Here is a 24,303-nt window from a genome sequence, read left to right on the forward strand (position 1 = left end):
TCTTTTTTAATAGAATTAAAAAGATTGAGAGTGAAAGCCCGACCCGGATTTTTATTCCGGGTCACGCCCAAATTAAACTTTATAGATTTAGAGACTAAAAATAAACCGCAAACTCGCTAATTACATAGACTCATTAGAATACATAATTAGCGAATTTGCGGTTGAGTCATTTTATTTTTAAACGGCAAAAAACAGCTCTAATTCCTTTAATGTTTCCTCAGAAGTTTGAATGTCTTTGACCACTTCGCCTTTGTGCAACGCGACAATCCTGTCACTTACCTCAACGGTGTGCAGTAAATCATGGCTGGAAACCAGTACGGTTACTTCCGGATTATCAGCTAAATCCTTAATGATTTTTTTTAATCGGAATTGTGTGGTTGGGTCTAAATTAGCAAACGGTTCATCCAGAATAATAACCTCCGGATTTCCGATTAAGGTAGCGATGATACCCACTTTTTTCTGGTTTCCTTTGGATAAATCGCGTAAATATTTCTTGTTTTTAAGTATTTCTCCGTTGAAAAATTCTTCGTGTGTGGCCAATAAAGCATCGACATCGGCTTTGTTTTGTCCGCGTAAATCGCCAATGAAATAGAAATATTCTTCCGGAGTTAAGTAGCCAATTAAGAAACTTTCATCCAAGAAAGAAGCGGTGAACGGTTTCCAGTTTTCACTGGTGTTTACCTGAATGTCATTATTCACAATATTTCCTGTTGACGGCTGGATTAAATCCAATAAAAGGCTAAAAAAAGTGGTTTTTCCGGCGCCGTTATTACCTACTAATCCAAAGCTTTCGCCTTTTTTTATTTCTAAATTATCTATTTTTAATACGGTTGTTCCGTTGTATGTTTTCGAAAGGTTATTTACTTGTATCATTTTTGAAAAAGTTTATTCGGTTATTTGTTGATTTCGTTAATCGCTGGATTATCCTTTTTGTTTGTAAGCCGCAATGGTCGCGTATTTCTCTGATTTATAGATTTTTTCAATCACGGAAAATGCTTTCTCTTTGAAGGCAAATCCAATTATTCCTACCCCTGCTACTAGCGCTAAGCCTATATTTGGGTTTCCAAATTTTGAACCAAACCAATACAATAAAACCGGTAATCCTAATTGCGGAATTGAGATAAGCATTGTTTTTACATTGAATGCTTTTTTGTCACCAAAAGCACCTTTGCCAGAACTCAAATCGATAGGTGTTTTGGTGTAAGCACCACCCAGTAAAACCAAATGAGAATTGACTCCGATATTATAAATCGCACCCACAACTATGGTTAAATACACATGAATTCCAAAGTAAAGATAGAACGACGCAATGGTTGTGGTTACAATTGTAGCAATCACCATTAGCCACCACTTCGAACTCAAATAACCTTTGTACGGAATGTTTTGCGTCATCATTAACTGGTAATACGCGCTGTCCCAACTCGGTACAAATTGTCCGAAAGTAATTAAGAATCCACCTGAAACGAAAATCCCTGCAAAAATATGCATGACAGGATTATTGTAAGCTTCAATACTATTAGTAAAAAAAAGAAAGCCATAAAAAAGGAACATGACGCTCAATCCCACAGTGGTTTTAGAACGTTTGTTTCTTTTGATTAATTTGATATCGTTTTTTAAGAAGGTTCCTATGGTTCCAAATTGGTTTAACCAAGTCAGCTCCTCCGTTTTGGCTACATCATGTTTGTTAGACAATCCCGCATCCAGATATAAATTCTTTTTGAAATACTGGAACGTGACATAATATAAAGCGATTAATGCTAATACTGGAATGGCAAAAGCCCAATACGTATTGAAAATGGCATTAAAAAATGGCGCTGTAATTTCCGTGATATTAAAGAGTCCATAATAGTGTAATCCTCCCAAAACGGCAGCTATTGCTAAGAAGATGGCAAATAAATTATCCTTGTTACTCAGTAGAATATTCAGAAAATTGTTGATAAATAGCAAAGAAAAGATGGCAGTGTACCAAAGCACTACGGAAAGTACATCATAGCCTTCAATGATTAAAACAACACAAAACGGAATCAGGAAAAAGGCGTGTACCAAATTGAAGAAGGACAAAACCGTTTTTCCTAGTGAGAAATGTACAATTGTCGATTTTTTTATGGGGAAAATTAACATCGGGCGAATGTTCATCACCGGGATTTTTTGCAACAGCAATCGGATAATTAAATCCATCAATACATAATAAATCATGAATTGATTCACGGTAACAATTGGGTCCAGATTCATTTTCTTCAGAATATAAAAGGCCCCGACACCTACTGCTAAGAAAATTAAAATGAAATAAACAGCGACAAAACCCATCAGGATTTTCAAAGCTAAATTAGTAGCGAAGGAAGCTGACCTAAAAAATGCTTTCCATTCGAGATAAAGGAATTTTTGAATCATAGTTTGGTTATTTTGGTTTTGTAATAGGTAGTCAAAATAAGAAAACGTTACAAATTTTCTAATTTATATTCCGGGTAGGTTTGTTCTAGGTAGGTTTGTGCTTTGGAAGGGATTATTTTGAACAAAATATAATTTAAAATCCCGAAAAGCACTATCAGAAAACTTATAGAGAAAATCCAATAATCATTTAAAAAATATTTTTCTGCATAGAGGATTATTTGCATTAAAATATGAAATATTCCGATAAAAGCTGGAGAAGAAGCAACATTTTGATTGATAATTTCTTCAAGGAGCCATTTCTTTTTATTAGTGTTTTTTTGTGCTTTTTTAATTTTCTTACTTTCGTAAAATTTATAACAAATAAATCCAAAATAAATAACAGTGATAGCCCTTAAAAAATAGTCGCTATAAATGCTGGTTTTAAAAATTAAAAAAACTGTAAAAGTCATTACTATTAAAAACAAAATTTTTGGCACTTTAAAAAACGTTTTAAAATGTTGAAAAATTAACCGATTGTACTTTTTCCCTAAAGCAGCTTGTCGTTTTTGGACCACATCTACAAACCCAAAAACCCCAAATTTCTTAAATTCTTCGTTTAACACTTCGTCAAAAGTAAGTTTGGGATTTTGCTGCCATTCGGATTCAATAGCGTTTGCCAAATGATCGACTAATTCCGTTTGCAAATCATAATATTCCACATAATGCTGGCGGGTAAAAAGGTAGAGTTGGTCTATTTGTTGAGTGGTTAGTTTCATCTTCTAAAGATTAATTTAGTTGGTACTGTTTTTTAACTTTTGCTATATGTTTTATATCAAGATAGACTCCAGTTGCACAAAACAAAAGTCCAACGACCCAAAAACAAATAAGCGATATAATCAAGAGATGATTCTGCTGGATTTCATCTTGAAAAACTCCAGTTAAATTTAATCCTATATTCGGAAACAACAATAAACATGTTACAGTCAAAGAATAATAACTTACTGCTAAAAAACGTTTTCCTTCAATATTATAATTTCTAGTCAAGTTATATATTGTCGGAATAGCAAATAACCATAATAACGCAAACAATACTATTAAATATTTACTAGGTTTCTCAAAGAAAAAAGAACCTTGGTAGGCGAGAATTCCTAACAGAATGCTTCCAATAATTTTGGGGAATTTTAAAAATTCCGCAATCATTTTTCGTTGACTTCTATTGTATTCCTTTTGCAAAATACGTTTTCTCTCCTCTTGAATCGATTTAAAACTAGAATCCCCTACAAACTTATTTGCAGCATTCTGTTTCACTTGGTCAAATGTAAGTCCCGGATCTTTCTCCCAAATTTCCTCCATACTAGTAACCATGTGATCTGTAAATTCCACTTGCAATTCATACCATTTGATGTCTAAGGATTTGATGTAATTGGTTACATATTCTATTTGTTCGGTGGTTAGTTTCATCTTCGAAAAATTAGTTCAGTTGGTATTGTTTTTTGATGGTATTGATTGATTGCTTTTGAAGATAAGTGGCACTAGCAACAAATAAAATCCCGAGTGTCCAAATCATACAAAAAACCAGAACTACTGCTGGGTATTGATTAATTTCCTCTTTAAATGGTGGTACAAGACAAGCACATAATTGGGGAACTCCCATTAAAGTAAACCAAGGATGCACCGTTTCGGTAGCCAAAAAACGTTTGCCCTGAATCTTACGGTTTTTGTAAAATAAACAAAGCATTGGGATGGCAAAAATGTATAAAGAACCAACTAATACTGCTACATAATTAAAAGGATTATCGAAAAAGAACGATAACGTAAAACTTGTAAAAAAAAGTAAAATACAGCCCATAATTTTAGGGAAACTTAAGTATGTTTTAATCTTCTTTCGTTGTTCGTTATGGAATTGTTCAATAAGAATTTGTTTACGCTCCTTTTCTATGGATTTTAATTCTGAATTTGTGAATTTTTTAAACGTATTCTCTTTTACTTGCTCAAAAGTCAACATAGGATTTTGATTCCAAATCTCCTCCATACTAGTAACCATGTGATCTGTGAATTCCACTTGCAATTCATACCATTTGATATCAAACGATTTGATGTAATTAGAGACGTATTCTGTTTGTTGATTGGTTAATTTCATGGTTTGGTAAAGGATAATTTTTTTTCAAATTGAAAATGTTTGTAAAAAAGTTTTAAATTCCCAAAAATTAAGAACAAATAAGCTAAAGTTACAATCAAGGAACCGACTTTTATGTCTACATTTTTATTCGTAGGAAGGACAGGAAAAAAACCAAACCCAATGAGCAAACCGTAGAGCAGAATCAAATAAAAACTTTTCTTAAACCAGAATAAATATGTTGTTTTTGTTTTAGAATTTAAAGCAAATAATCTTGCGCTTGCCATCAATAATGCACCTAGTACGGATGTCGTTTGTAAAACAAAAACAATGCTCAATAAAATCGAAGGGCTCTGTGATTTATTGTTAATCAATAAAATTAAAACCGTAAGCGTACAGACAATAATTCCTGCGACAAAAAGTTCCTTTTTCTTGTCATCGGCAAATTTATCTGAAATAATCTTTGGGGCTAAAAACCCATAACCAAGTAATAAATTATGTGAAGTTGGTTTTAATTGCGGCTTCCACATATCAAACACCTCTTTTAAAATAATCTCAAAAGGTTTCGCTTCACTCATGGCTTCCGCCTCAATTTCTGAAGCAATGTGATCAATCAATTCTATTTTAATATCGTCATAAACAACGCCGTTCAAAACTAGTGTTTCTTCAACGATCGTTAGTTGTTGGTTGGTTAGTTTCATCTTCAAAAAATTAAAATTCTAAACTAGGCTTTGGGTTCACTAAACTCTGCATGTTTCTAATGAAATCTTCAAGTTCTGAGAGTCGGTTTACGGTTTCTTTATGACCGGTTTCCGTGAGTTTGTAATATTTTCGCATGCGGTTATCCACTTTTTCAATTTCTACGTCCAGCAAACCTTCGGCTTCCAGCTTGTGCAAGGCCGGATACAAAGCGCCTTCGGTGATGTTGAGTTCGCCTTGGGTAATGAGCTTAACTTTCTGGGTAATTTCATAACCGTACATCTTACCGTTCTCCTCCAGCAATTTCATGATAATCGTATTCAGACTTCCTTTGTATAATTGTGAGTTTTTCATTTTATGTCCTTTCAAGTAGCCTGCACAGAGCGAAGTCGAAGTGAGGCAATCTCATTTTGAAAAACAAATATACATAAGTTTCTTATACATAATAGTTTTAGGTATGTAAATTTTTCAAACGCTTTGATTTAAGAAACCTATTCTGTTTAGTATATTTGCAAAAAAAATATCATGTCATCCTTTCTAAAATTAATCATAAAAGAAGTAAAACGCGAAACCAAAGACGCTGTTTCCATACTTTTTAACGTACCTGAGGAATTAAAAGCGAATTATGCTTTTGTTGCCGGTCAATATATCAATCTAAAATTAACGTTGGATGGTGAAGAAATTCGCCGTGCGTATTCTATATGCTCAGCTCCTGATAGTGGGGAATTGCGCATTGCTGTGAAAGCGGTTGCAAACGGTGCTTTCTCTCAATTTGCCAACACGAAACTCAAAGCGGGCGATGTTCTTGAAGTGGGAAACCCGGAAGGGAAATTTACTTTTGAACCACAAGCGGACCGACAAAAAAACTACGCAGGTTTTGCAGCTGGTAGCGGAATCACACCCGTGATGTCTATCTTAAAATCAGTATTGAAAAACGAACCGAAGAGTACTTTTGTATTGGTTTACGGAAACAAAACACCTGAAGAAACCATCTTTCACCAAGAATTACATGATTTGCAATTGCAATATGTAGGACGCCTATTTGTTCATTATGTTTACAGTCAAGCCAAAGTGGAGCCTGCTTTGTTTGGGCGAATTGAAAAATCGACAGTGAATTTTGTTCTGAATAACAAACACAAGGAATTAGAATTTGATAAGTTCTATTTGTGTGGTCCCGAAGAAATGATCAATATTGTTTCCGGAGTTTTAAAAGAACATAATGTAAAAGAATCTAATATTAAATTCGAATTATTTGCTTCTTCAACCAAAGAAAATAAAATAGAAAAATCGTTAGGCGGCCATTCAAAAATCACCATCATGGTGGATGACGAGGAAACAACTTTCGAAATGTCACAAAAACAAACCGTTCTTGATGCCGCTTTAAAGCAAGGTATTGATGCTCCGTATTCGTGCCAAGGCGGAATCTGCAGCAGCTGTCTGGCTCGCGTTACCTCAGGAACTGCCGAAATGACTAAAAATTCTATCCTTACCGATAAAGAAATAGCCGATGGACTTATTCTAACCTGTCAGGCACATCCAACATCAGAAACTATCTATGTAGATTATGATGATGTTTAGGAAACTGTTCTCCGTAAAATAGCGGTATTCAATTAAAAAAAAGAGTTTGCAATGTGCAAACTCTTTTTTTTAACTAAATTTTGAAAACATCTTGTGATTTGTAATTAAAACTTAATTTTTCTTAATGCCTTAATGGTTCAACAGAACATTTTTAATTTTCGCAACTACCGTTTCCGGCAAAATCGTTCGCATGACATCTTCATAACCAGCTACTTTTTTATTTCCATACACCGAAGTGGGTAGTTTAGGAAACTGATTTCTATCAGAAACTAAAGCGTTTTCTAATGGCTGATTAAACGGTGAAAATCCAGCATACGGATGTGTCGCACCCCAAAGTGAAATGACTTTAACGCCCAACATAGCCGCAATATGCGCATTTCCGGAATCCATGGAAAGCATGACATCTAGATTACTGATAAGCTGCAATTCTTGTTGCAATTTGAGTTGACCCGCCATATTGAGGACGTTTTCTTTATTAGCGGAAAGTGAATCTAAGAGTTCAATTTCCTTTTTTCCACCGCCAAAAAGCAGAATGGTATGGGTTGTATCCAAAGCCAATTTATCAATCACTTCCTGCATTAAATCCAACGGATACACTTTAGACTCATATTGCGCAAAAGGAGCGATTCCAATTAATTTCTGATGATTTGTTCCAATTAATACTAAAATTTCCGGGCTCAAAACTGCTTTTTCAGGGAATTCGGGATGAGATATATCAACTGTAAAACCGAGTTGTTCAAATACTTTTACATGTCTTTCAAACATGGTAGGCAATTGCTGAAATACTTTGTTTTCGGCACGAGTGAGTTCTTTTTTGCCTTGGCGGCCTTTATCCACCGAAGCTGTTTTTTTTCCGCTTATCGCAAAAAGGTTTCGGACAATTTTAGAGCGCAAAACGTTGTGTAAGTCGGCAAAAACATCGATGTTTAAACCTTTCAAATCTTGGAACAAACGCAACAATCCAAGAAATCCTTTGTGCCTATCTTTTTCATCGAAAGCAAAAAAAGAAAGATTGGGTATTCCTTCAAAAAAAGGTTTGAAAAACGGTCTGGAAATAACCGTGATTTTAACTTGTGGATACTGGCTTACAAAAGCCCGTAAAACAGGAACCGTCATGGCGACATCTCCCATTGCGGAGAGTCTCATGACGGCGATATGTTTGATAGTAGTTGACAATTAAATAGTTTTTAAAACAATTAAGGTATTAAGGTTTATTAAGTTTTACTTAATTTTCTTAATATCTTAATGGTTCAAAATATCTTTGTTATTTTTTGTTTTGGTACAAAACAGGATTCAAATCATCATCGTTGTACATTTTCATTTGTTTGTACACTTTCATGAATTTATCACCATTTTCGATGTCTGCTAATAAATCATCGATAGCCAAAGACAAATCTGTTCTTTGTTCCAATAAAATATTCAGTTTATCCTGACATTTATCCCTGTGCTCTTGTGTAGCTTCGACACGAGTAGCTTCTTCTTGCATGTGATAAATTTTCAATGCAAGTATAGACAATCTGTCAAAAGCCCAAGCCGGACTTTCTGAATTGATTTTTGCATGGTCTTTTACTACAACATGACTGTATTTCTGAAGAAAATAACTGTCAATATATTCCACCATATCAGTACGTTCTTGATTAGAAGCATCGATTCTTCTTTTTAAAGTCAAAGCAGCAACAGAATCAATATTTGGGTCACGAATAATATCCTCATAATGCCATTGAACGGTATCAATCCAGTTTTTATGATACAACAAATGTTCAAATTTATCTTTTGGAAAAGGATTATTAATGGGTTGGTCAACATTATCAAACTGATGATAATCTTTAATACTTTGTTCGAATACTGAATAAGCTAATTTTGAAAACATATCTTTATATTTTAAAGGACAAAGATACTTTTTTATACATTTATAGATTATAAAAATATTTATAAGTTTAATAGCAAAAATACAACCATGCAAATTCATTATTTATCAGAAGACAATAGCATCCTAAATCATTTTTTGGGACAAATACGAAATGTAAATGTTCACAATGACAGCATGCGTTTCCGAAGAAATATTGAACGTATTGGCGAAATAATGGCCTATGAATTAAGTAAAAAATTACAATACAAAACTGTCGAAATCCAAACGCCCTTAGGCATAAAAACAACCTCTGAAATCAAGGATAAATTGGTTTTATGTTCTGTTTTAAGAGCTGGATTGCCGTTACATTTGGGTTTTTTGAATTATTTTGACAATGCCGAAAATGGTTTCGTATCTGCTTACCGTCACCATCCTAATAATGATGATTACTTTGAAATTTTAGTGCAATACCAAGCTATTGCTGCTATAAATGAAAAATACCTGATATTAGTTGATCCGATGCTTGCCACAGGTCAGTCTATTGTAGCCGTATTTAATAAATTGATGGAAAGAGGAACGCCCAAAGAAATACATATTGCCGTTGTGATTGCCGCTCCAGAGGGAATTGCTTATCTTGAAGAACATTTGCCTGAAAACTGCCATCTTTGGATTGCTGCTTTAGACGAAAAACTAAATGAGCATAGCTATATTGTACCTGGACTGGGAGATGCAGGAGATTTAGCGTATGGTGAAAAATTATAATTGGGAGAAAAAAGCAAAAAGACTGCAGGCTATTAATACATACATCACTAATTCCTGATTTAATTTTTCTTGAGGAATTTCTATATGGCTAGTTGCCATAATGGCTAAAGGTGCAAATGTAAACACTAACAAATCGTTACTTTTATTGGCCGAAATCAGAAAAATTACTACTCCAATGAAGAAAGAAGCGATGATTTTTTTGAAAGAAGTATGCAACAATTGTGGTCTATTTGAAAATGTGGCAAACAATGAAACTACAAAAAACAAAGCGACTGTAGCATAAATTGACAAAGCCCCATTTTGATAATTATTAGTAAAATAATCAATTTCAAAATTGATTTGTACACTTTTTTTGATGTATTCCAGAACATCCAAATCGAAAACAGTTGCATAAATCATGAACAGAATTCCAACAATAAAAAATGCTATAAAAGGTAGTATCCAGTTTCTGTAATCTCTGGAAACGTGAAAAATTATGGAAATAAAAACCAATACTATGAATATTATACTCCAGAAATGAAATAATGTCGCTAAAAACACCCATAAAGAAGCGTCAAATATTTTTTCTTTAGAGGCTTTCATAGATTGTAATGAAATCAATCGGCGGAGCGCCAATAAAATAAATAAATTAGACAATAAGAGGTTTAAATTATCTAATACTGAAGGAAAAAAAAGGAAAAACAACAAGGAAAAAAAAATCGTGAAACTACTGTCTTTACTCAATCCGTTTTTCTTAGCAACAAAGTTCGTGATAAAAACAGTTGCCAATAAAACACAAAACAACATTCCTTTTTTTGAAACTAATAAAAGGGAATTCGTCCAGGATAAATCTTGAAATTGATACAGTAAAAAGAAAACCAGCATTAAAATTACGACCAATGAAAAATTTAATGGTGTAGATTTTTTAAAAACACTTGTTATCATAAGGATATTTTATACTTTTGTGGTTGTAAATATAATACTTGTTTAAAAAGGAAACTGTCCAAGTTCAAAAAAGATTGTTTTTTTTAAAATACCAAGTTACTTAAGACAATTAATAAATTAATTTTATACAATATGAAAGCATTTTTCGAAGGAATACAATACTTATTTGTAGATATTTTATTTGCTCCTCTAGACTTTTTACGTTCTTTAGAGCTTACCTCATGGTTTGCTGCTAACACAATCAATTGGATTTTCATGATTATATGTGCTTCGGCAATGGTATACTGGATCAAACAATTGAAAATTTTTGAAGATGCAGGAACAGAGAAACAAGATACTACCGCTCACTCTTTCCTAAAATAATATTTTAAGAAAAAGTGAACAATAATTGGAAACTATTTTAAGTCGTTTCCAATATCTTTTCTAAAATACATCTTATCAAAATTTAGTTTATCTATGTTTTGGTAAGATTTTTTTATGGCCTCTTCAAAATCATTTCCATACGAAGTTACTGTTAAAACTCTTCCACCATTAGAAACAACTTTTCCACTTTCTAATTTTGTTCCTGCGTGAAAAACAATCGAATCTTCAATAGTTTCTAATCCTGAAATTACTTTTCCTTTTTCAAAATCTTCGGGATATCCGCCAGAAACAACCATAATTGTAGTGGCACTTCTTTCGTCAATTTCCAGATTTATTTCGTCCAGTTTTTCATTGGCAACAGCCAAAAATAATTCCACTAAATCCGTTTTCAGTCTCGGAATAACCACTTCGGTTTCCGGATCACCCATTCTCACATTATATTCAATTACGATTGGCTCGTTTTTCACATTAATCAATCCAATGAAAACAAATCCTTTGTACGGAATTCCGTCTTTTTGAAAACCATTAATGGTAGGTTTTACAATGCGTGTTTCTATTTTTTCCATCAAAACAGCATCTACATAAGGAACTGGAGAAACAGCTCCCATTCCGCCTGTATTTAAACCTGTATCGCCTTCGCCTATGCGTTTGTAATCTTTGGCTGTTGGTAATATTTTATAATTTTTTCCATCAGTAAGAACAAAACAGCTTAATTCTATTCCGTCAAGAAATTCTTCAATAACGACTTTAGAACTCGCATCACCAAATTTTTGATGCACCAGCATATTTCTTAATTCTTCTTTGGCTTCTGCCAAATCCTGAATAATCAAAACTCCTTTTCCTGCGGCTAAACCATCCGCTTTCAAAACATACGGCGGTTGCAGTGTTTCCAGAAATTCACATCCTTTATCTACTGTTTCAGCAGTAAAACTATCGTAAGCAGCGGTTGGAATGTTATGTTTGATTAGAAATTCTTTTGCAAATTCTTTACTTCCTTCTAACTGAGCACCAATTTTTGATGGACCAATAACAGGGATATGAGTTAACGCAGCATCGTTTAGAAAGAAATCATAAATCCCTTTTACCAATGGATCTTCAGGTCCTACCACTACCATTGTTACATTTTCTTGAATTACGAATGCTTTTATAGCTTCAAAATCAGTTGGACTCATCGCAACATTAGTGGCTATTGTAGCAGTTCCCGCATTTCCAGGCGCTACAAAAAGTGTGTCACAAAGCGGACTTTGAATCATTTTCCATGCAAAAGCATGTTCTCTTCCGCCAGAACCCAGTAGTAAAATTGTCATGTGTAGTTGTGTTTAGTTGTGGTGCAAAAATAATTGCTTTTGAACTTAAAAAATAATTAATTTTCAAAAAGTTGTAGGTTCTCCTTCATTAGTAGTTTGTAAATATTATTTTTGGTGAAATATACCTTTAAAATGTTTCCACTATTCGACTTATCGTTACGGATAAATGGCTTCCAGATGAAGGAAGCTAAAGCCGAATTGCGTAAAATTGTTGCTTTTTCTGAAAAAGAACATGAAGTTTTTGTTGCAAATAAAAAACTGGAAATTGTCGATTTTCATTTACAAAACAATCCTTTTTATCAAGAACTAGTCGGTTCAAATAATTATAAAAATTGGGGAGACTTACCCGTTTTAAACAAGCAAAATTTACAAAAACCTTTACAGGAAAGACTTTCTAAAGAGTACTCAACAAAAAATAGTTATGTAAACAAAACATCAGGTTCGAGCGGAACTCCGTTTATTTTTGCTAAAGACAAATACTGTCATGCATTAACTTGGGCTTCAAATATGTACCGATTTGGTTGGTATGGAATTGATTTTAATACTTCCTACCAAGCGCGATTTTATGGTATTCCAATGGATTTTATTGGAAACAAAAAAGAACGTTTCAAGGATTTCTTGAGCCATCGATTTCGGTTCTCTATTTTTGATTTATCCGATAGTGTTTTAGAAGAATTTTTGCATCATTTTCGAACTAAAAAATTCGATTACATCAATGGATATACTAGTTCAATTGTTTTGTTTGCAAAGTTTTTACAACAGAAAAACATCGTTTTGTCAACAATTTGTCCGAGTTTAAAAGTGTGCATGGTAACTTCTGAAATGCTTTTTGAAGACGACAAACTACTTTTAGAAATGCAATTTGGCGTTCCAATCGTCAATGAATACGGCGCTTCGGAATTAGATTTGATTGCTTTTCAAAATAAGGAAGGAGAATGGCAAGTGAATTCAGAAACATTATTTGTAGAAATTTTAGACGAAAATAATCAGCCTGTTCCAAATGGTACTTCGGGCCGTATCGTGATTACTTCGTTGTTTAATAAAGCGCATCCTTTTATCCGTTATGACATAGGTGATATTGGAATTCTAGATGAAAAAAGCACGTTACAAAACCCCATTCTCAAGAAATTAATAGGACGAACCAATGATGTTGCGGTTTTGCCAAGTGGGAAAAAATCACCTGGACTTACGTTTTATTATGTGACAAAAAGCATCATCGAAGACGACGGAAACGTAAAAGAATTTGTTATCAAACAAACCAAAATAGATACTTTTGAAATTGAATATGTGAGCGAAATAGCATTAAATTTAGCACAGATAAACAAAATTGAAAAGGCAATTGCTTTGTATTTAGAACCTAATTTAAATTTTAGCTTTACCCGAAAAAAATCTTTAGAAAGGAACAACAGAGGAAAATTGAAGCAATTTAAATCTATGTTTTAACGTAACGTGGTTTTATGACTAATTGCGTAAATAAAAATCCTACCATACAAAGTATCGAAAGAATAGTATTAAACCCATGGAAACTCTTGTAAACAGCAAAATTGTGTTTTAAAAGTTCATACTTAGAGGCCGAAATTGAGTTTTCTCTAATTCTATATAAAGCTAAACTTTCCGGAACAGGTTGTGCGGTTTTTATTTTCTTGAGAATTGTAAGCCAGTGAATCCAATCCTGACGTTTTCGAAAAGAAGAAATAGCAATTTTTCCGAAGTAATTTACATCATATATTCCTGTAAGATTCCCTATATAATTACAAAAAAACAATTGACGATAAGAGAGATTTCTTGGTGATTCTATTCTTCTGTTAAGCGATTCTCCAGCTTCATTAATGCATTCGTAAAAGGAAAAAGTAAAAGGCAAGTTGTTTTTTTTGAGAAAATCAATTTGTAGTTCCAGCTTAAGTGGGTTCCACAAATCGTCTGCGTCTAAAAAGGCAATATATTTACCTCTTGCTTTAGCCAATGCAAAATTTCTGGCAATTCCAGTTCCAGAATTTGCATCAAGTTGAAAAAGTTGAATTCTATTATCCTGTTTGGCAATTTCTTTTATTATAGAAACCGTTTGGTCAGAAGAGCAATCATCTACAATAATCATTTCCCAGTTTAGGTAGCTTTGATTCTGAACGGACAATATTGTTTTTGCAATAAATCGTTCACAGTTAAAGGATGGCGTTATTATGGATACAAGTGATTTCTCCATACTAATACGCTTTTTCTTCTCCTTTAAAAATATTGATAACTGTTTGGAAAATTATTTTTAAATCTAAAATTAAAGACCAATTTTCAATGTAAAAAACATCAAATTTTATTCTATTAACCATATCATCATCAGTCTCAATTTCACCACGGAAACCACTCACCTGCGCTAATCCGGTAATTCCTGGTTTAACATAATGGCGTACCATATACTTTTTAACTTTATTCCCATAGGCTTTATTTTGAGCCCAAAGATGCGGACGCGGACCTACAACCGACATGTCACCCATTAATACATTTAAAAATTGGGGCATTTCGTCTAAACTTGTTTTTCTCATAAACTTCCCTATTTTAGTAACACGAGGGTCGTTTTTTGAGGCTTCTTTTTCTGTTGTCTTGTTGATTTTCATTGAACGAAACTTATAACAGAAAAATTCATTTTCATCTATTCCAGGTCTTCCTTGTTTGAAAAAAACTGGACCTCTGGATTCTAACTTTATCAGAATTGCCAATAATGGGATGAGCCAAGACAAGAGAACTATAATAATTATACTAGAGAAAACAATGTCAAAAACCCTTTTAAATATCATTGTAGCGGGCTCATGAAGCATGGTTTTTTTTAAAGACAGTACTGGGAAAAATTCGTAGTAGTCAATTTTTAAATTTTTAGAAAAAATCTCTTTTGTATCTGGTATAAATTTTATCGTTTTATTGTTTTCATCGGCAAAATCAATTATATCTTTCAAGTCTTCATTAGAAATTTCGTTTAATGAGCAATAAATTTCATCAACGCAATTTTCAATTACAAAAGGTTTCAAATCTGACAAATTTCCTTTAATATTTTGATTTGTTGTCTTATCTGAAAAATAACCCACAAAACGATACCCATAATCTTTTCTGGCTTCGAAAAGATTTTTTAATTCTATTGCCTCAGGAGTATATCCTATGATGACAGCGCTCCTATAATTACTTCCAGTTATTATCCTATATTCTTTTAAATAGTAAAACAATAGAAATTTTGAAATAGTAATCACTAGCATTGCAAAGGAGATAAACATTGCAATCACCATTCCGTTAAAAACAACTTGCTTTAAGAATGGGAAAAAAGCAATGGTTATTAAAAGAAACAAAACCCCTTGTTTTAATAGTTTTGATATTATTTCAAGTGGTGTGGTAAAGCGATATATTCCGTAGAATCTTATAAAAAAAGCAACTATACTCCATCCCACTAGCAGGTAAGTAATAAATAGCTCAATCTTAAAATTAAGATTTTTGAAAAAGAAAAAACCAAGAATCAAAATAACAATTAGATCTATTGAAATACTAATGGGTCTAATGTATTTTGAATATCTTCCTGTTTGAGATGTACTCATAATTAACGAATATAACCTGTTTGGTTTTTTATCGGTTTTAAAAAAATCCCTGTTATTATTGAATTGAAATAGTTGTAGATAATACCTATCATTTCTTATGGTTTTACTTTCGTTTGCCAACATATGATCTATTTTTACTTTTTGTAGCAAATGAAAATTGTAAAATACAACGAACAGAAAAATGGAAAGAATTTACTTTATTGGTTCTTATGTTCATTTGTTATTTTATTCTCCGAAATAGCTACGCAAAATTTAGAATAGTAAATATGTTACTATTTTTTTATTTTCAATTACATTCAAAGTATATATAAACTATACAATACAAAGATTATATAATTTCATTTACTTTATATAACTGGAAAAATCTTTATGCTCTTCTTTAGAAAGTTCCTCTTTAGATAAGGATTTAAAATATTCATAAGTGATTTTCATTCCTTCAGCACGACCTATTCTGGCTTCCCATCCAAGAAGATCTTTTGCCTTAGTAATATCTGGCTGACGTTGTAAAGGGTCATTTATTGGCAAAGGATGGTATACTACTTTTTGATTTGTGCCTGTCAATTTTATAATTTCTTCAGCAAAATCTTTGATGGTAATTTCGTCCGGATTACCAATATTTACTGGATAAACATAATCAGAATGTAACAATCTAAAAATACCTTCTACCTGATCATCCACATAACAAAACGAACGGGTTTGCATTCCGTCTCCAAAGATGGTTAAGTCTTCCCCACGTATTGCCTGACCTATAAAAGCGGGAATTACTCGGCCATCATTAAGACGCATTCTTGGACCATAAGTATTAAAGATTCTAACAATTCTGGTTTCTACACCATGAAACGTATGATACGCCATAGTTATGGATTCCTGAAAACGTTTTGCTTCGTCATATACGCCTCTTGGACCTATGGTATTTACATTTCCATAGTATTCTTCCGTTTGCGGATGAACCAATGGATCACCATACACTTCAGAAGTAGATGCAATAAGGATTCTCGCCTTTTTTACACGTGCCAAACCTAAGAGATTGTGCGTTCCTAGAGAACCCACTTTCAAGGTTTGTATTGGGATTTTCAAATAATCTATTGGACTTGCAGGCGAAGCAAAATGAAGAATATAATCTAATTGACCTGGAACATGTACAAATTTTGTTATATCATGATGATAAAATTCAAAATTCTCCAATTTGAACAAATGTTCTATATTCTTTAAATCTCCTGTAATGAGATTGTCCATTCCAATAACAAAATAACCTTCTTTGATAAAACGGTCACAAAGATGTGATCCTAAAAATCCAGCTGCACCGGTAATAAGTATTCTTTTCATATTGTTTTATAGTTTGTATATCATAGAAATAATTAAAAGCAAATAATTACTTCTATCATACTACTCTCTTTAACATCACAGAGAGGATTCTGTCAAAAATAAACTTATCATTAGTATTGTGAAAGAAATATAAACAAAATCTTTTATTCATAACCATTTATGTCCAATTATTGGCGAAGCAAAATAAATCATTCGATTTTTTCTAAAACAAATACATTATTGAAATATGCTGTTCTATCAATTGGCATTACTAAACTGAAAAGCAATCCAAAAAAATTAAAAAAAATGATAAAAGGAGTTAAAAAAACTTGTCTTAAGTACTTATTTTCAGGAAGTATATTCTTTATATAATTTAAATTAAACTGGAAAATAACTTCAATATAATTTCCTGTTTTGAAATTATCAACCACTTTGAAACCATTTTTTTGATACAAATATTTTAAAGCAGGTGTTGTATACCTCGCAAAATCATATGGCATTTCGTGTTCCTCCCACATAAATGGAGTCGTTATTAGAGCTGTCCCATTTATCTTTAATACTCTATTAAATTCCTTTAATAATTCATCGATATTAAATACATGCTCTAAAACCTCAGTACACAAAAGAGAATCAAACCGCTCATTTTCAAATGGAATTTCTTTTCCATCATAAAATTCATCTACCTCATTGTAATTTTGTTCCCTTCCTTCAATTTTATAATCTACTCCAATATATTCCTTTACGTTTACAAACAATTTTTTGTAAGGCTTCGTTCCGCAACCAAAATCCAATAAAGAGCCATTAAGTTTATTAGCATTATTTTTTATAGCGTTTCGAATTGATTTTCGAATCAGAAAATTGTAATTAATGAAAAAACCAATAATTCCGGGATGAAATTTTTCTTTCTTAATTTTTTGTATGATGAACTCTTTGTACATTAAATTTTTTTTAATACTATTTCAAATAAATAGATTCTAGTTCATAAATATTTTTTTTAATATTATAGTTTTCAGAATAGGAATTAAAAGCATTTTTTGATAATTTATGTAATAATTCTTTATCAGTCAATAATTTTAAAATTTTGCTTTTAAAACCCTTTACATCCTCATTTTCAATGACAAATCCATTATAATTATCTATAATTAAATCTTTATTTCCATCACAATTAGTAACTATACAAGCTTTAGATAATGCCAAACTTTCAATAATAGAATATGGCATTCCTTCGTATCTGGAGGTTGAAATATAAAACTTAGATTGATTAATTATATGAAAAACGTCTGTTCTAGCTGTCCAATCTAAAAGTGTTACCTCATTGCCCATGTTTAGCTCCACAATCAAATTTTTAACTGATTCTAACTGATTCGATACTGGACCCACTCCCATTACGATTAAATGAATTTTAGCCTCTTTATTCACTTCGTATAAAACCCGTATCATTTTCTCGATGTTTTTTTGATACGACGGGCGTCCAACAGTACAAATATATTCATCCGGCCACGTCTTTTGAATTGTTAGAAGATTCATTTTAATTATTGGTTCAATACAATTGTTGAATACTATTGCATTTTCTTCTTTATAACCAACCTCATCTATAGCACGCTTTTTTTCGGAGTTTGATGTAGCTAAGAGAAGACTATTCCCATTGGCAAGAAACTTTTCAATACTCATGAAAAATTTTCTTTTTAGACTACTATCCGTACTTAAATAAGAGAAAGCATGTGGGGTATAAATTACTTTTATTCCTAATAATTTTCCTGTAATTCGGCCTACAATTCCTCCTTTAGCGCTGTGTGCGTGTATTAGATTTGGCTTTTCTTTTTTTAGAATTTTATACGTTTGAAATAATGATTTAATATCATAGAATATTGAAATATCTCTAAAAATAGAAACTCTATATTCTTTTACTTTATTCCCTTTTTCATCAAAAAAAGGTTTTTCCGTGTCTTTTGTTCCGTGAATAACAATGTTTTCAAACGAATCAGTTTTTATATTTTCTAAAATAAGTCTCAAATACACATCGACTCCACCTATAGAATGCAATAAATGAACTATCTTTTTCTTTGCCATTTTTTTGATGTAAAAGAATAATAATCATTTATTATTCTTAGATCATTTAATAATATAAATCAAATGTATCACAAATTTAATAATTACAAAGTATTGATGTAAATTATCTCATTAGTATCTATTTTAAAATATATTCCTACTAAATATAACTACCATTAAATTTCTTTGAATAAAAAAAATAACGATATTTGCAAAAATTTTGATTGCTATCATTTAAAATAAATTCAGATGAAAAAAACGTTTATGATTGCGACTATAGTTGCTTTATTTTCATTGTCTTGTGGAAACAAGAAAGAGGAAAAGACACAGCAAGATGCCATAGAAGATGTTGCGCCAAAAGCGTCTAATGAAGTGAAAGTTGAACTAACTGACTTTGACCGTTACGAAGGGAAAATAGTTCACGCATCAACTGGGCAATGGTATTTAATAAAAGAAGGTGCACGTTGGAGAACAAATTCAATTCCTGCGACTGATGACTATCTTAAAACACTGCCTCCAGGTCCTGACTATGTAGTGGAGAATGTGCCAATAGAAACCCTAAAACAGTTTCCTGAGGTTGGAGAAATTCTTCCAAAACTGGAATTCAAAAAAGATGTAATTAAGACCGCTAAATAAGCGGTTTTTTTTGTTTTTATAAAAAAATATTATCCCCAACCTGGTTGCTTTTTTGTTGAAGCCAATAACTGGCAAATATAGAAATCCAAAATCCGCTAAAAACAATTCCATCAAAACGAAGTAGAAAATCATCGGTAAGGTTTGAAATGAAAAACAAAAAAAAGAATGAAAGTACAACTGCATTTTTTGTCTTAATTCCCAAATAAGCAATAAATCCGATATAAAATAAGGCTACAATTGGTCCAAATATTCCAAATTTCAATAAATAATCTAAAAATTGATTGTGTGTTGGGAACTCATATTCAGCCAAAAATATTTGATTTGTTTCTTTAAAATACTTTACTAATTCTAATTTTCCATCAGAAGCTCCCACGCCAAAAGGAAGATTTTTAAGAGACAATTCCCAAGCTGATTTCCAGATGGACAATCGAGTTACAAAAGAACTGTAAACGGCGATTTCGGGATGATCTATCTCGTCTAATTTTCCTACTTTATCCATATTCGAAAAAATCTGCGTCGAATACTTTTCTTTCATGTATGGATTCTTTTGTAAAAACAAAAATAAAACGGAACCAACCAAAACAATTGTAAGAATCGCTCTTTTGAAAATAATTTTAGAACTATTGTTTTTGGAAATTTGAAAATACACAACTGTCACAAAGCCAAACAAAGTGGCTAATAATGCAATTCTGGTATTCACGTACAAAACAAAAAAGAAAGAAAGAACAAAAAGCGATAAATTTTTAATTTTGGACCATTTGTTATAATTTATTTTTGAAGTTTCAAACAAAAAATAAAGATTAGAAAAAGCGACAAAAGCCAGATGCATATTAAGCGCTGGGGCATGAATACCTATGCTATCGGAAAAAACATAGCCCATTTCCCAAAGATGAATTCCATTGAGATATTTAAAAAAATGTTCGGGATACAACACTATAAAACGCACAAAAAAGAATGCCATAATCAGGGTTGTACCAATACAATAGGCTTTCAGTATTATAAAAAATTGAATTCGTTTATAATTTCCAATTAAAAATAGTGGTAAAAAAAGTAATGAAATACTTTTTTCGAGGGATTTGAAACCTAGAGCATAAGAATCATTATTTCCAAAAAACAATATTTCCATCAAAAACGGAGCGGCTATTAACAAAATAACAGGAAGTTGGCTTTTTGAAATTTTTGTTTTTTTTAAAAAAAATAAGTTGAAAACCACAAAAAATATCAAAAAAACAGTACACAGTTTTCTGAAAATTAGAATAATAGCAATTAAAAATAAAAATAAATTAAATACTTTGTCGAACGTCTTTTCTGAAATTTTCATAATACAATGCAAAATATATTAAAGGAAAAATGCCAATTTTATGTCGGATTGAAGTGCCTAAATCGGGTTCAAATATCCCTTGTACAATAAAATAAGCAAATAAAATTAATAAGGTCCACAACTCAAATTGATATTGTTTTCTATTTTTTAAACATCTAGAAAAGCGGACAAATAAAATATAAAAAATCAATAATTGCCATATTACAAAAGCCAATACTTGAGGGGATAAAATATGTTTAATAGCTTCAACTATAGGTACATTTACAGCCATGAAACCATAGATAATACCAAACGCCTCTCCGTACCACGTATCTTGTGAAATTGGCGATACTATTGCCGTATTTATATTGTGCTTATTTATATTTTCAACGATATAATTTTCTCTTGTTTGTTTCGAAATATAAGCTCCTTTAATAACTCCATGACTAAGCGATAAAAAAATGGCAATCAATAATCCATAAAAAATCGTAGAAAATGTTTTGTTATCAAATTTGATAAACGATACTACATACATTCCTACTGCAAATATTGGCATCAATAGATAATACGGTCTGAAAAACGAAAAACAAGCAATTAAAACCAGTGAAAAAATAATTTTAAATCTAGGTTTTCTATTGGATTGAAATATAAATGGAATGGTACAAAACATTAAAAAAGTAATAAATTCCTTAGTGGGCATTGACATATAGATTCCGGAAAGCAGCAGTGCAATATAAACTAAAATATTTTTTACGTTCAGCTTGTGGAAGTTTGAAGGAATCCCTATTTTATATAAAATATAAGTCACTAAAGGAAATTGAATCAGAGCAATAACAAAAAAAGAAAGATGCCGTAAACCGGTAAGTTTATAAAACATAATCGCAAACGGATAACTGCCTAACCACCCTATTTCATGACCTCTATCGTATATTATTGTTATTGTATCATTAAAATATCTTTCAGGTAAAATATAAGGCGTCAAGAATGCTACAATTAAATTACAAAAAAACAACCCTATAAATATAGCTTTATTACTTTTAATTTTTGTTTTCATGTAAATGATAGTTCGGTTTAAATGTAAATCATAATTTCGTTTTTTTATAAAACAAATTCATCTTTGCATATATACTCATGAATTTTGGTAAAAGAGAAAACGGTAAAATTTTATAAAATAAATTTACTTTATCTACTGTAAGGTTTCTTCCTGAAGAAATTAAATTTTTCCATGAAGATAGCTCTTTAATAAGCGCTTTTTTATTGTTTGAAGAGAGTTTATCAAAATGCATTAATATTACAACATAATAAAAAGACCAATAATTTTTCAAGGCCAATTGCAGCGTCTCTTTGTTGTTTTCAATTTGAATTAATCCCTTTTTTACTGAAAGATAAATATCTAAAACGGCTTGTTCATTCATAGAGTAAACCTCAGACCCCACCCTTAATTGTCTATACATATAAAATGATTTGGAATAAATACAGTAAGTATTTATGTGGTTCATCAAATTTGCACACCACTCCATATCTTCATATTTTAAGTGCAATGGAAAAAACAAATCATTGCTAATTAAAATCGATCTTTTAATTATTTTATCCCAAGGACTTGAGGCATATAAATGATAATAAATCAAGTCTAGAGCATCATTTTCAAAGTTTCCTGACTTTTGTTTTAGTTTGTTTTGATTGTATTTACATTTTATGTTGTTTGAGGAAAAATACCGGCTTTCTTCATGAATAATTATATCAAAATCATTGTTCTTTATTAAAAGCGCCATTTCATTTAATACAAAATCTCCACTCCAAAAATCATCACCATCTACAAATATAACATATTGTCCAAGAGCTTTTGAAAGTCCATGATTTCTAGAATCCGCAGCCCCACCATTTTTCTTATCCACTAATTGTATTCTTTCATCTCTACTTTTATATTCCGAACAAATAGCTAATGAGCCATCCGTAGATCCATCATTAACCAAAATCAATTCAAAATTAGAAAATGATTGTATTAAAATACTGTCAATACATTGATTCAAATACCCTTCTACATTATAAACTGGCACAATTATGCTAAAAATAATGTTTTTATTTATCTTATCCATTTAATGCAGTGTAATTAATAATTTGTCTTTTTTATAAACAATAAATGCGGTGATAATATTCCAAAAAAGTAAGCTGGAAACAAAAGCAATTGCCGCTCCATCAAGAGAATATTTGGGAATTAGTATTGAATTAAGAATAAAATTTAGGAATACCGCAGAAATTAATACCACTTGAAAAATACGTTGCCGTCCAGTCATATTCAAATAAATAGTCGTTATTCCAAATAAGGAAGCAAATAGCTGACCCACCATTAATATTATAAGTGCCTGTTTGGCTTGTACATAATTAGGTCCAAAGAAATGTAGAATACTTTCAGCATAAAAACAAACTACCGCAACAATAGGCAGTGTAAGAACAAAAATAATTCTAGCGCTTTGTTTCATTGTGTTTAAAAGAGCAGTCTTATTATTATCCGTAAATTGTTGTGCAATCTTTAAAGAAACAGAAATAAATACAGCGTTATTAATCAAAAATAAAATAGATACTAATTTCATCGCAATTGAATAATAAGCAACCATTTCGTCTCCTTTAAATTTTTTTAAAAACACCAAATCAAAAGTCATCATCAAGAAAATAGCTAAATTACTTACTGCCATCGGGTAAGATTTTAAAACAATAAACGAATAGGTGAAAAAACTTTTATCTCTTTTATTTGAGGAAATAAATCCTTCTTTTTTAAAAATCCAAAATATAATTCCCGTTGTTATCAGAGACAGCACTATAAATCCTATCAAAAAAGTATCGACGAGATAGATTTCCTGATGAGAATAAAGTAAAACTATAGCTCCAACTATGACAGATACATACTTAAAGATGTTTCTAAAAAATTCCGCCATATAAACCCTTCCTAACGCTCTTAGTGTTTCTGTATTCAACAAAGTCAAAGAGTAAAAAAACAATATGACCACCGCTTTAAATACTATCTCGTAGGTGTTATTATCATTAAAAAAAAAGCGTATAAGGCTTTTTCCAAAAATTAAAAAAAAAATTAATACTATCAAGGATAATAGTAAAATAAGCAAAATCATTTTCTGATATATTGACTTTAATTTTTGAGTTTCATTTGTACTTTTTAAAATACCTGCAAAGTATAAAATAGACTGATCTGTACCTAGAATACATATACTACTTAAAACCAATAAAAATTTTTGTATGAAATCATATTGTCCGATGATTTTTGGGTCATAATTATGTGTTAAAAACAACGAAAAACCAAAAAGTATAACAACTCCTGTAATTCTTAAAAACATCGTTTTTAAACTCTGTGAAACAACTGGATTTTTTTTTATTTTATTGAAACCCATATTGATTTATTTTCAAATTTTTAGGAAATTGAACGACAAATTACTCTAATTTCTATTTTATCTATTTTAAAACAA

General features: G+C 31.4%; 25 protein-coding genes. 5 read left to right on the top strand and 20 right to left on the bottom strand.

The genetic code is table 11. The annotated features are described in order from the left end of the window. Positions 1-177: 177 nt before the first annotated feature. From DFR66_RS04935 to DFR66_RS04965, 7 genes are read right to left on the bottom strand one after another with little or no spacing between them, the layout of a single operon-like run. On the bottom strand, positions 178-873 hold the full coding sequence (locus DFR66_RS04935; RefSeq protein WP_114753739.1) for an ABC transporter ATP-binding protein: 696 nt from the start codon (positions 871-873) through the stop codon (positions 178-180). A 48-nt stretch (positions 874-921) separates the two neighbouring features. Then, positions 922-2,391 (bottom strand): DUF5687 family protein, encoded by a 1,470-nt coding sequence (locus tag DFR66_RS04940; protein ID WP_114753740.1) that lies wholly within the window; start codon positions 2,389-2,391, stop codon positions 922-924. A 47-nt stretch (positions 2,392-2,438) separates the two neighbouring features. Then, positions 2,439-3,146, bottom strand: a complete 708-nt coding sequence (locus tag DFR66_RS04945; RefSeq protein WP_114753741.1) for a hypothetical protein — start codon at positions 3,144-3,146, stop codon at positions 2,439-2,441. A 10-nt stretch (positions 3,147-3,156) separates the two neighbouring features. Next, positions 3,157-3,831 (bottom strand): hypothetical protein, encoded by a 675-nt coding sequence (locus tag DFR66_RS04950; protein WP_114753742.1) that lies wholly within the window; start codon positions 3,829-3,831, stop codon positions 3,157-3,159. A gap of 10 nt (positions 3,832-3,841) precedes the next feature. Continuing rightward, positions 3,842-4,510: a hypothetical protein gene (locus tag DFR66_RS04955; protein ID WP_114753743.1), complete on the bottom strand. Its 669-nt coding sequence runs from the start codon at positions 4,508-4,510 to the stop codon at positions 3,842-3,844. After that, positions 4,507-5,187, bottom strand: a complete 681-nt coding sequence (locus DFR66_RS04960; protein WP_114753744.1) for a hypothetical protein — start codon at positions 5,185-5,187, stop codon at positions 4,507-4,509. The genes DFR66_RS04955 and DFR66_RS04960 overlap by 4 nt, the downstream gene beginning before the upstream one ends. 10 nt (positions 5,188-5,197) lie before the next feature. Beyond that, positions 5,198-5,539: a PadR family transcriptional regulator gene (locus tag DFR66_RS04965; protein ID WP_114753745.1), complete on the bottom strand. Its 342-nt coding sequence runs from the start codon at positions 5,537-5,539 to the stop codon at positions 5,198-5,200. A gap of 171 nt (positions 5,540-5,710) precedes the next feature. Between DFR66_RS04965 and DFR66_RS04970 the strand changes: the two genes are divergently transcribed. After that, positions 5,711-6,763 carry a ferredoxin--NADP reductase gene (locus DFR66_RS04970; protein WP_114753746.1) on the top strand — a complete coding sequence of 351 codons (1,053 nt, stop codon included), beginning with the start codon at positions 5,711-5,713 and terminating at the stop codon, positions 6,761-6,763. Between the two features lie 129 nt (positions 6,764-6,892). On the opposite strand, the gene DFR66_RS04975 is transcribed toward DFR66_RS04970, so the two are convergent. Together DFR66_RS04975 and DFR66_RS04980 are read right to left on the bottom strand one after the other, a co-directional pair. Beyond that, on the bottom strand, positions 6,893-7,909 hold the full coding sequence (locus tag DFR66_RS04975) for a glycosyltransferase family 9 protein (protein ID WP_114753747.1): 1,017 nt from the start codon (positions 7,907-7,909) through the stop codon (positions 6,893-6,895). Between the two features lie 118 nt (positions 7,910-8,027). Next, the gene (locus DFR66_RS04980) at positions 8,028-8,633 is read right to left on the bottom strand and encodes a DUF4254 domain-containing protein (protein ID WP_114753748.1); all 606 of its coding nucleotides are present in this window, start codon (positions 8,631-8,633) and stop codon (positions 8,028-8,030) included. 87 nt (positions 8,634-8,720) lie between these two features. Between DFR66_RS04980 and upp the strand changes: the two genes are divergently transcribed. Further along, entirely contained in the window at positions 8,721-9,374 is a 654-nt protein-coding gene (gene upp, locus DFR66_RS04985) for a uracil phosphoribosyltransferase (protein WP_114753749.1), read from the top strand. Here the strand turns inward: upp and DFR66_RS04990 are convergent. Beyond that, positions 9,369-10,298 (bottom strand): DUF6427 family protein, encoded by a 930-nt coding sequence (locus DFR66_RS04990; protein ID WP_114753750.1) that lies wholly within the window; start codon positions 10,296-10,298, stop codon positions 9,369-9,371. The two genes, upp and DFR66_RS04990, sit on opposite strands and share 6 nt — an antisense overlap. Before the next feature lie 132 nt (positions 10,299-10,430). Here DFR66_RS04990 and DFR66_RS04995 point away from each other — a divergent pair, with 132 nt between their 5' ends. Further along, on the top strand, positions 10,431-10,661 hold the full coding sequence (locus DFR66_RS04995; protein WP_114753751.1) for a DUF6341 family protein: 231 nt from the start codon (positions 10,431-10,433) through the stop codon (positions 10,659-10,661). A 32-nt stretch (positions 10,662-10,693) separates the two neighbouring features. On the opposite strand, the gene purD is transcribed toward DFR66_RS04995, so the two are convergent. Then, positions 10,694-11,968, bottom strand: coding sequence for a phosphoribosylamine--glycine ligase (gene purD, locus DFR66_RS05000; RefSeq protein ID WP_114753752.1), 1,275 nt, complete (start codon positions 11,966-11,968; stop codon positions 10,694-10,696). A gap of 132 nt (positions 11,969-12,100) precedes the next feature. On the opposite strand from purD, the gene DFR66_RS05005 reads away from it, so the two are divergent. Continuing rightward, on the top strand, positions 12,101-13,411 hold the full coding sequence (locus DFR66_RS05005; RefSeq protein ID WP_114753753.1) for a phenylacetate--CoA ligase family protein: 1,311 nt from the start codon (positions 12,101-12,103) through the stop codon (positions 13,409-13,411). Here the strand turns inward: DFR66_RS05005 and DFR66_RS05010 are convergent. From DFR66_RS05010 to DFR66_RS05030, 5 genes are all read right to left on the bottom strand, one after another. Then, the gene (locus DFR66_RS05010; RefSeq protein ID WP_114753754.1) at positions 13,401-14,168 is read right to left on the bottom strand and encodes a glycosyltransferase family 2 protein; all 768 of its coding nucleotides are present in this window, start codon (positions 14,166-14,168) and stop codon (positions 13,401-13,403) included. The genes DFR66_RS05005 and DFR66_RS05010 overlap by 11 nt on opposite strands. A 1-nt stretch (position 14,169) precedes the next feature. Beyond that, positions 14,170-15,537, bottom strand: a complete 1,368-nt coding sequence (locus tag DFR66_RS05015; RefSeq protein WP_114753904.1) for an undecaprenyl-phosphate glucose phosphotransferase — start codon at positions 15,535-15,537, stop codon at positions 14,170-14,172. 342 nt (positions 15,538-15,879) lie between these two features. Further along, the gene (locus DFR66_RS05020; RefSeq protein WP_114753755.1) at positions 15,880-16,863 is read right to left on the bottom strand and encodes a UDP-glucuronic acid decarboxylase family protein; all 984 of its coding nucleotides are present in this window, start codon (positions 16,861-16,863) and stop codon (positions 15,880-15,882) included. Between the two features lie 188 nt (positions 16,864-17,051). After that, positions 17,052-17,780, bottom strand: coding sequence for a class I SAM-dependent methyltransferase (locus tag DFR66_RS05025; protein WP_114753756.1), 729 nt, complete (start codon positions 17,778-17,780; stop codon positions 17,052-17,054). A 16-nt stretch (positions 17,781-17,796) separates the two neighbouring features. Continuing rightward, positions 17,797-18,912, bottom strand: a complete 1,116-nt coding sequence (locus DFR66_RS05030) for a glycosyltransferase (protein WP_114753757.1) — start codon at positions 18,910-18,912, stop codon at positions 17,797-17,799. A gap of 228 nt (positions 18,913-19,140) precedes the next feature. On the opposite strand from DFR66_RS05030, the gene DFR66_RS05035 reads away from it, so the two are divergent. After that, a complete protein-coding gene (locus DFR66_RS05035) occupies positions 19,141-19,527 on the top strand; it encodes a hypothetical protein (protein WP_114753758.1) in 387 nt (128 codons plus the stop codon). Between the two features lie 16 nt (positions 19,528-19,543). On the opposite strand, the gene DFR66_RS05040 is transcribed toward DFR66_RS05035, so the two are convergent. From DFR66_RS05040 to DFR66_RS05055, 4 genes are all read right to left on the bottom strand, one after another. Further along, the gene (locus DFR66_RS05040; RefSeq protein WP_242008631.1) at positions 19,544-20,677 is read right to left on the bottom strand and encodes an O-antigen ligase family protein; all 1,134 of its coding nucleotides are present in this window, start codon (positions 20,675-20,677) and stop codon (positions 19,544-19,546) included. A gap of 133 nt (positions 20,678-20,810) precedes the next feature. Continuing rightward, positions 20,811-21,881 (bottom strand): hypothetical protein, encoded by a 1,071-nt coding sequence (locus tag DFR66_RS05045; RefSeq protein WP_114753760.1) that lies wholly within the window; start codon positions 21,879-21,881, stop codon positions 20,811-20,813. A 28-nt stretch (positions 21,882-21,909) separates the two neighbouring features. After that, on the bottom strand, positions 21,910-22,923 hold the full coding sequence (locus DFR66_RS05050) for a glycosyltransferase family 2 protein (RefSeq protein WP_114753761.1): 1,014 nt from the start codon (positions 22,921-22,923) through the stop codon (positions 21,910-21,912). Continuing rightward, positions 22,924-24,228 carry an MATE family efflux transporter gene (locus DFR66_RS05055; RefSeq protein ID WP_114753762.1) on the bottom strand — a complete coding sequence of 435 codons (1,305 nt, stop codon included), beginning with the start codon at positions 24,226-24,228 and terminating at the stop codon, positions 22,924-22,926. Between the last annotated feature and the right edge of the window lie 75 nt (positions 24,229-24,303).

It is taken from the genome of Flavobacterium glaciei, from assembly GCF_003350545.1.
Taxonomy (GTDB): Bacteria; Bacteroidota; Bacteroidia; order Flavobacteriales; family Flavobacteriaceae; genus Flavobacterium; species Flavobacterium glaciei.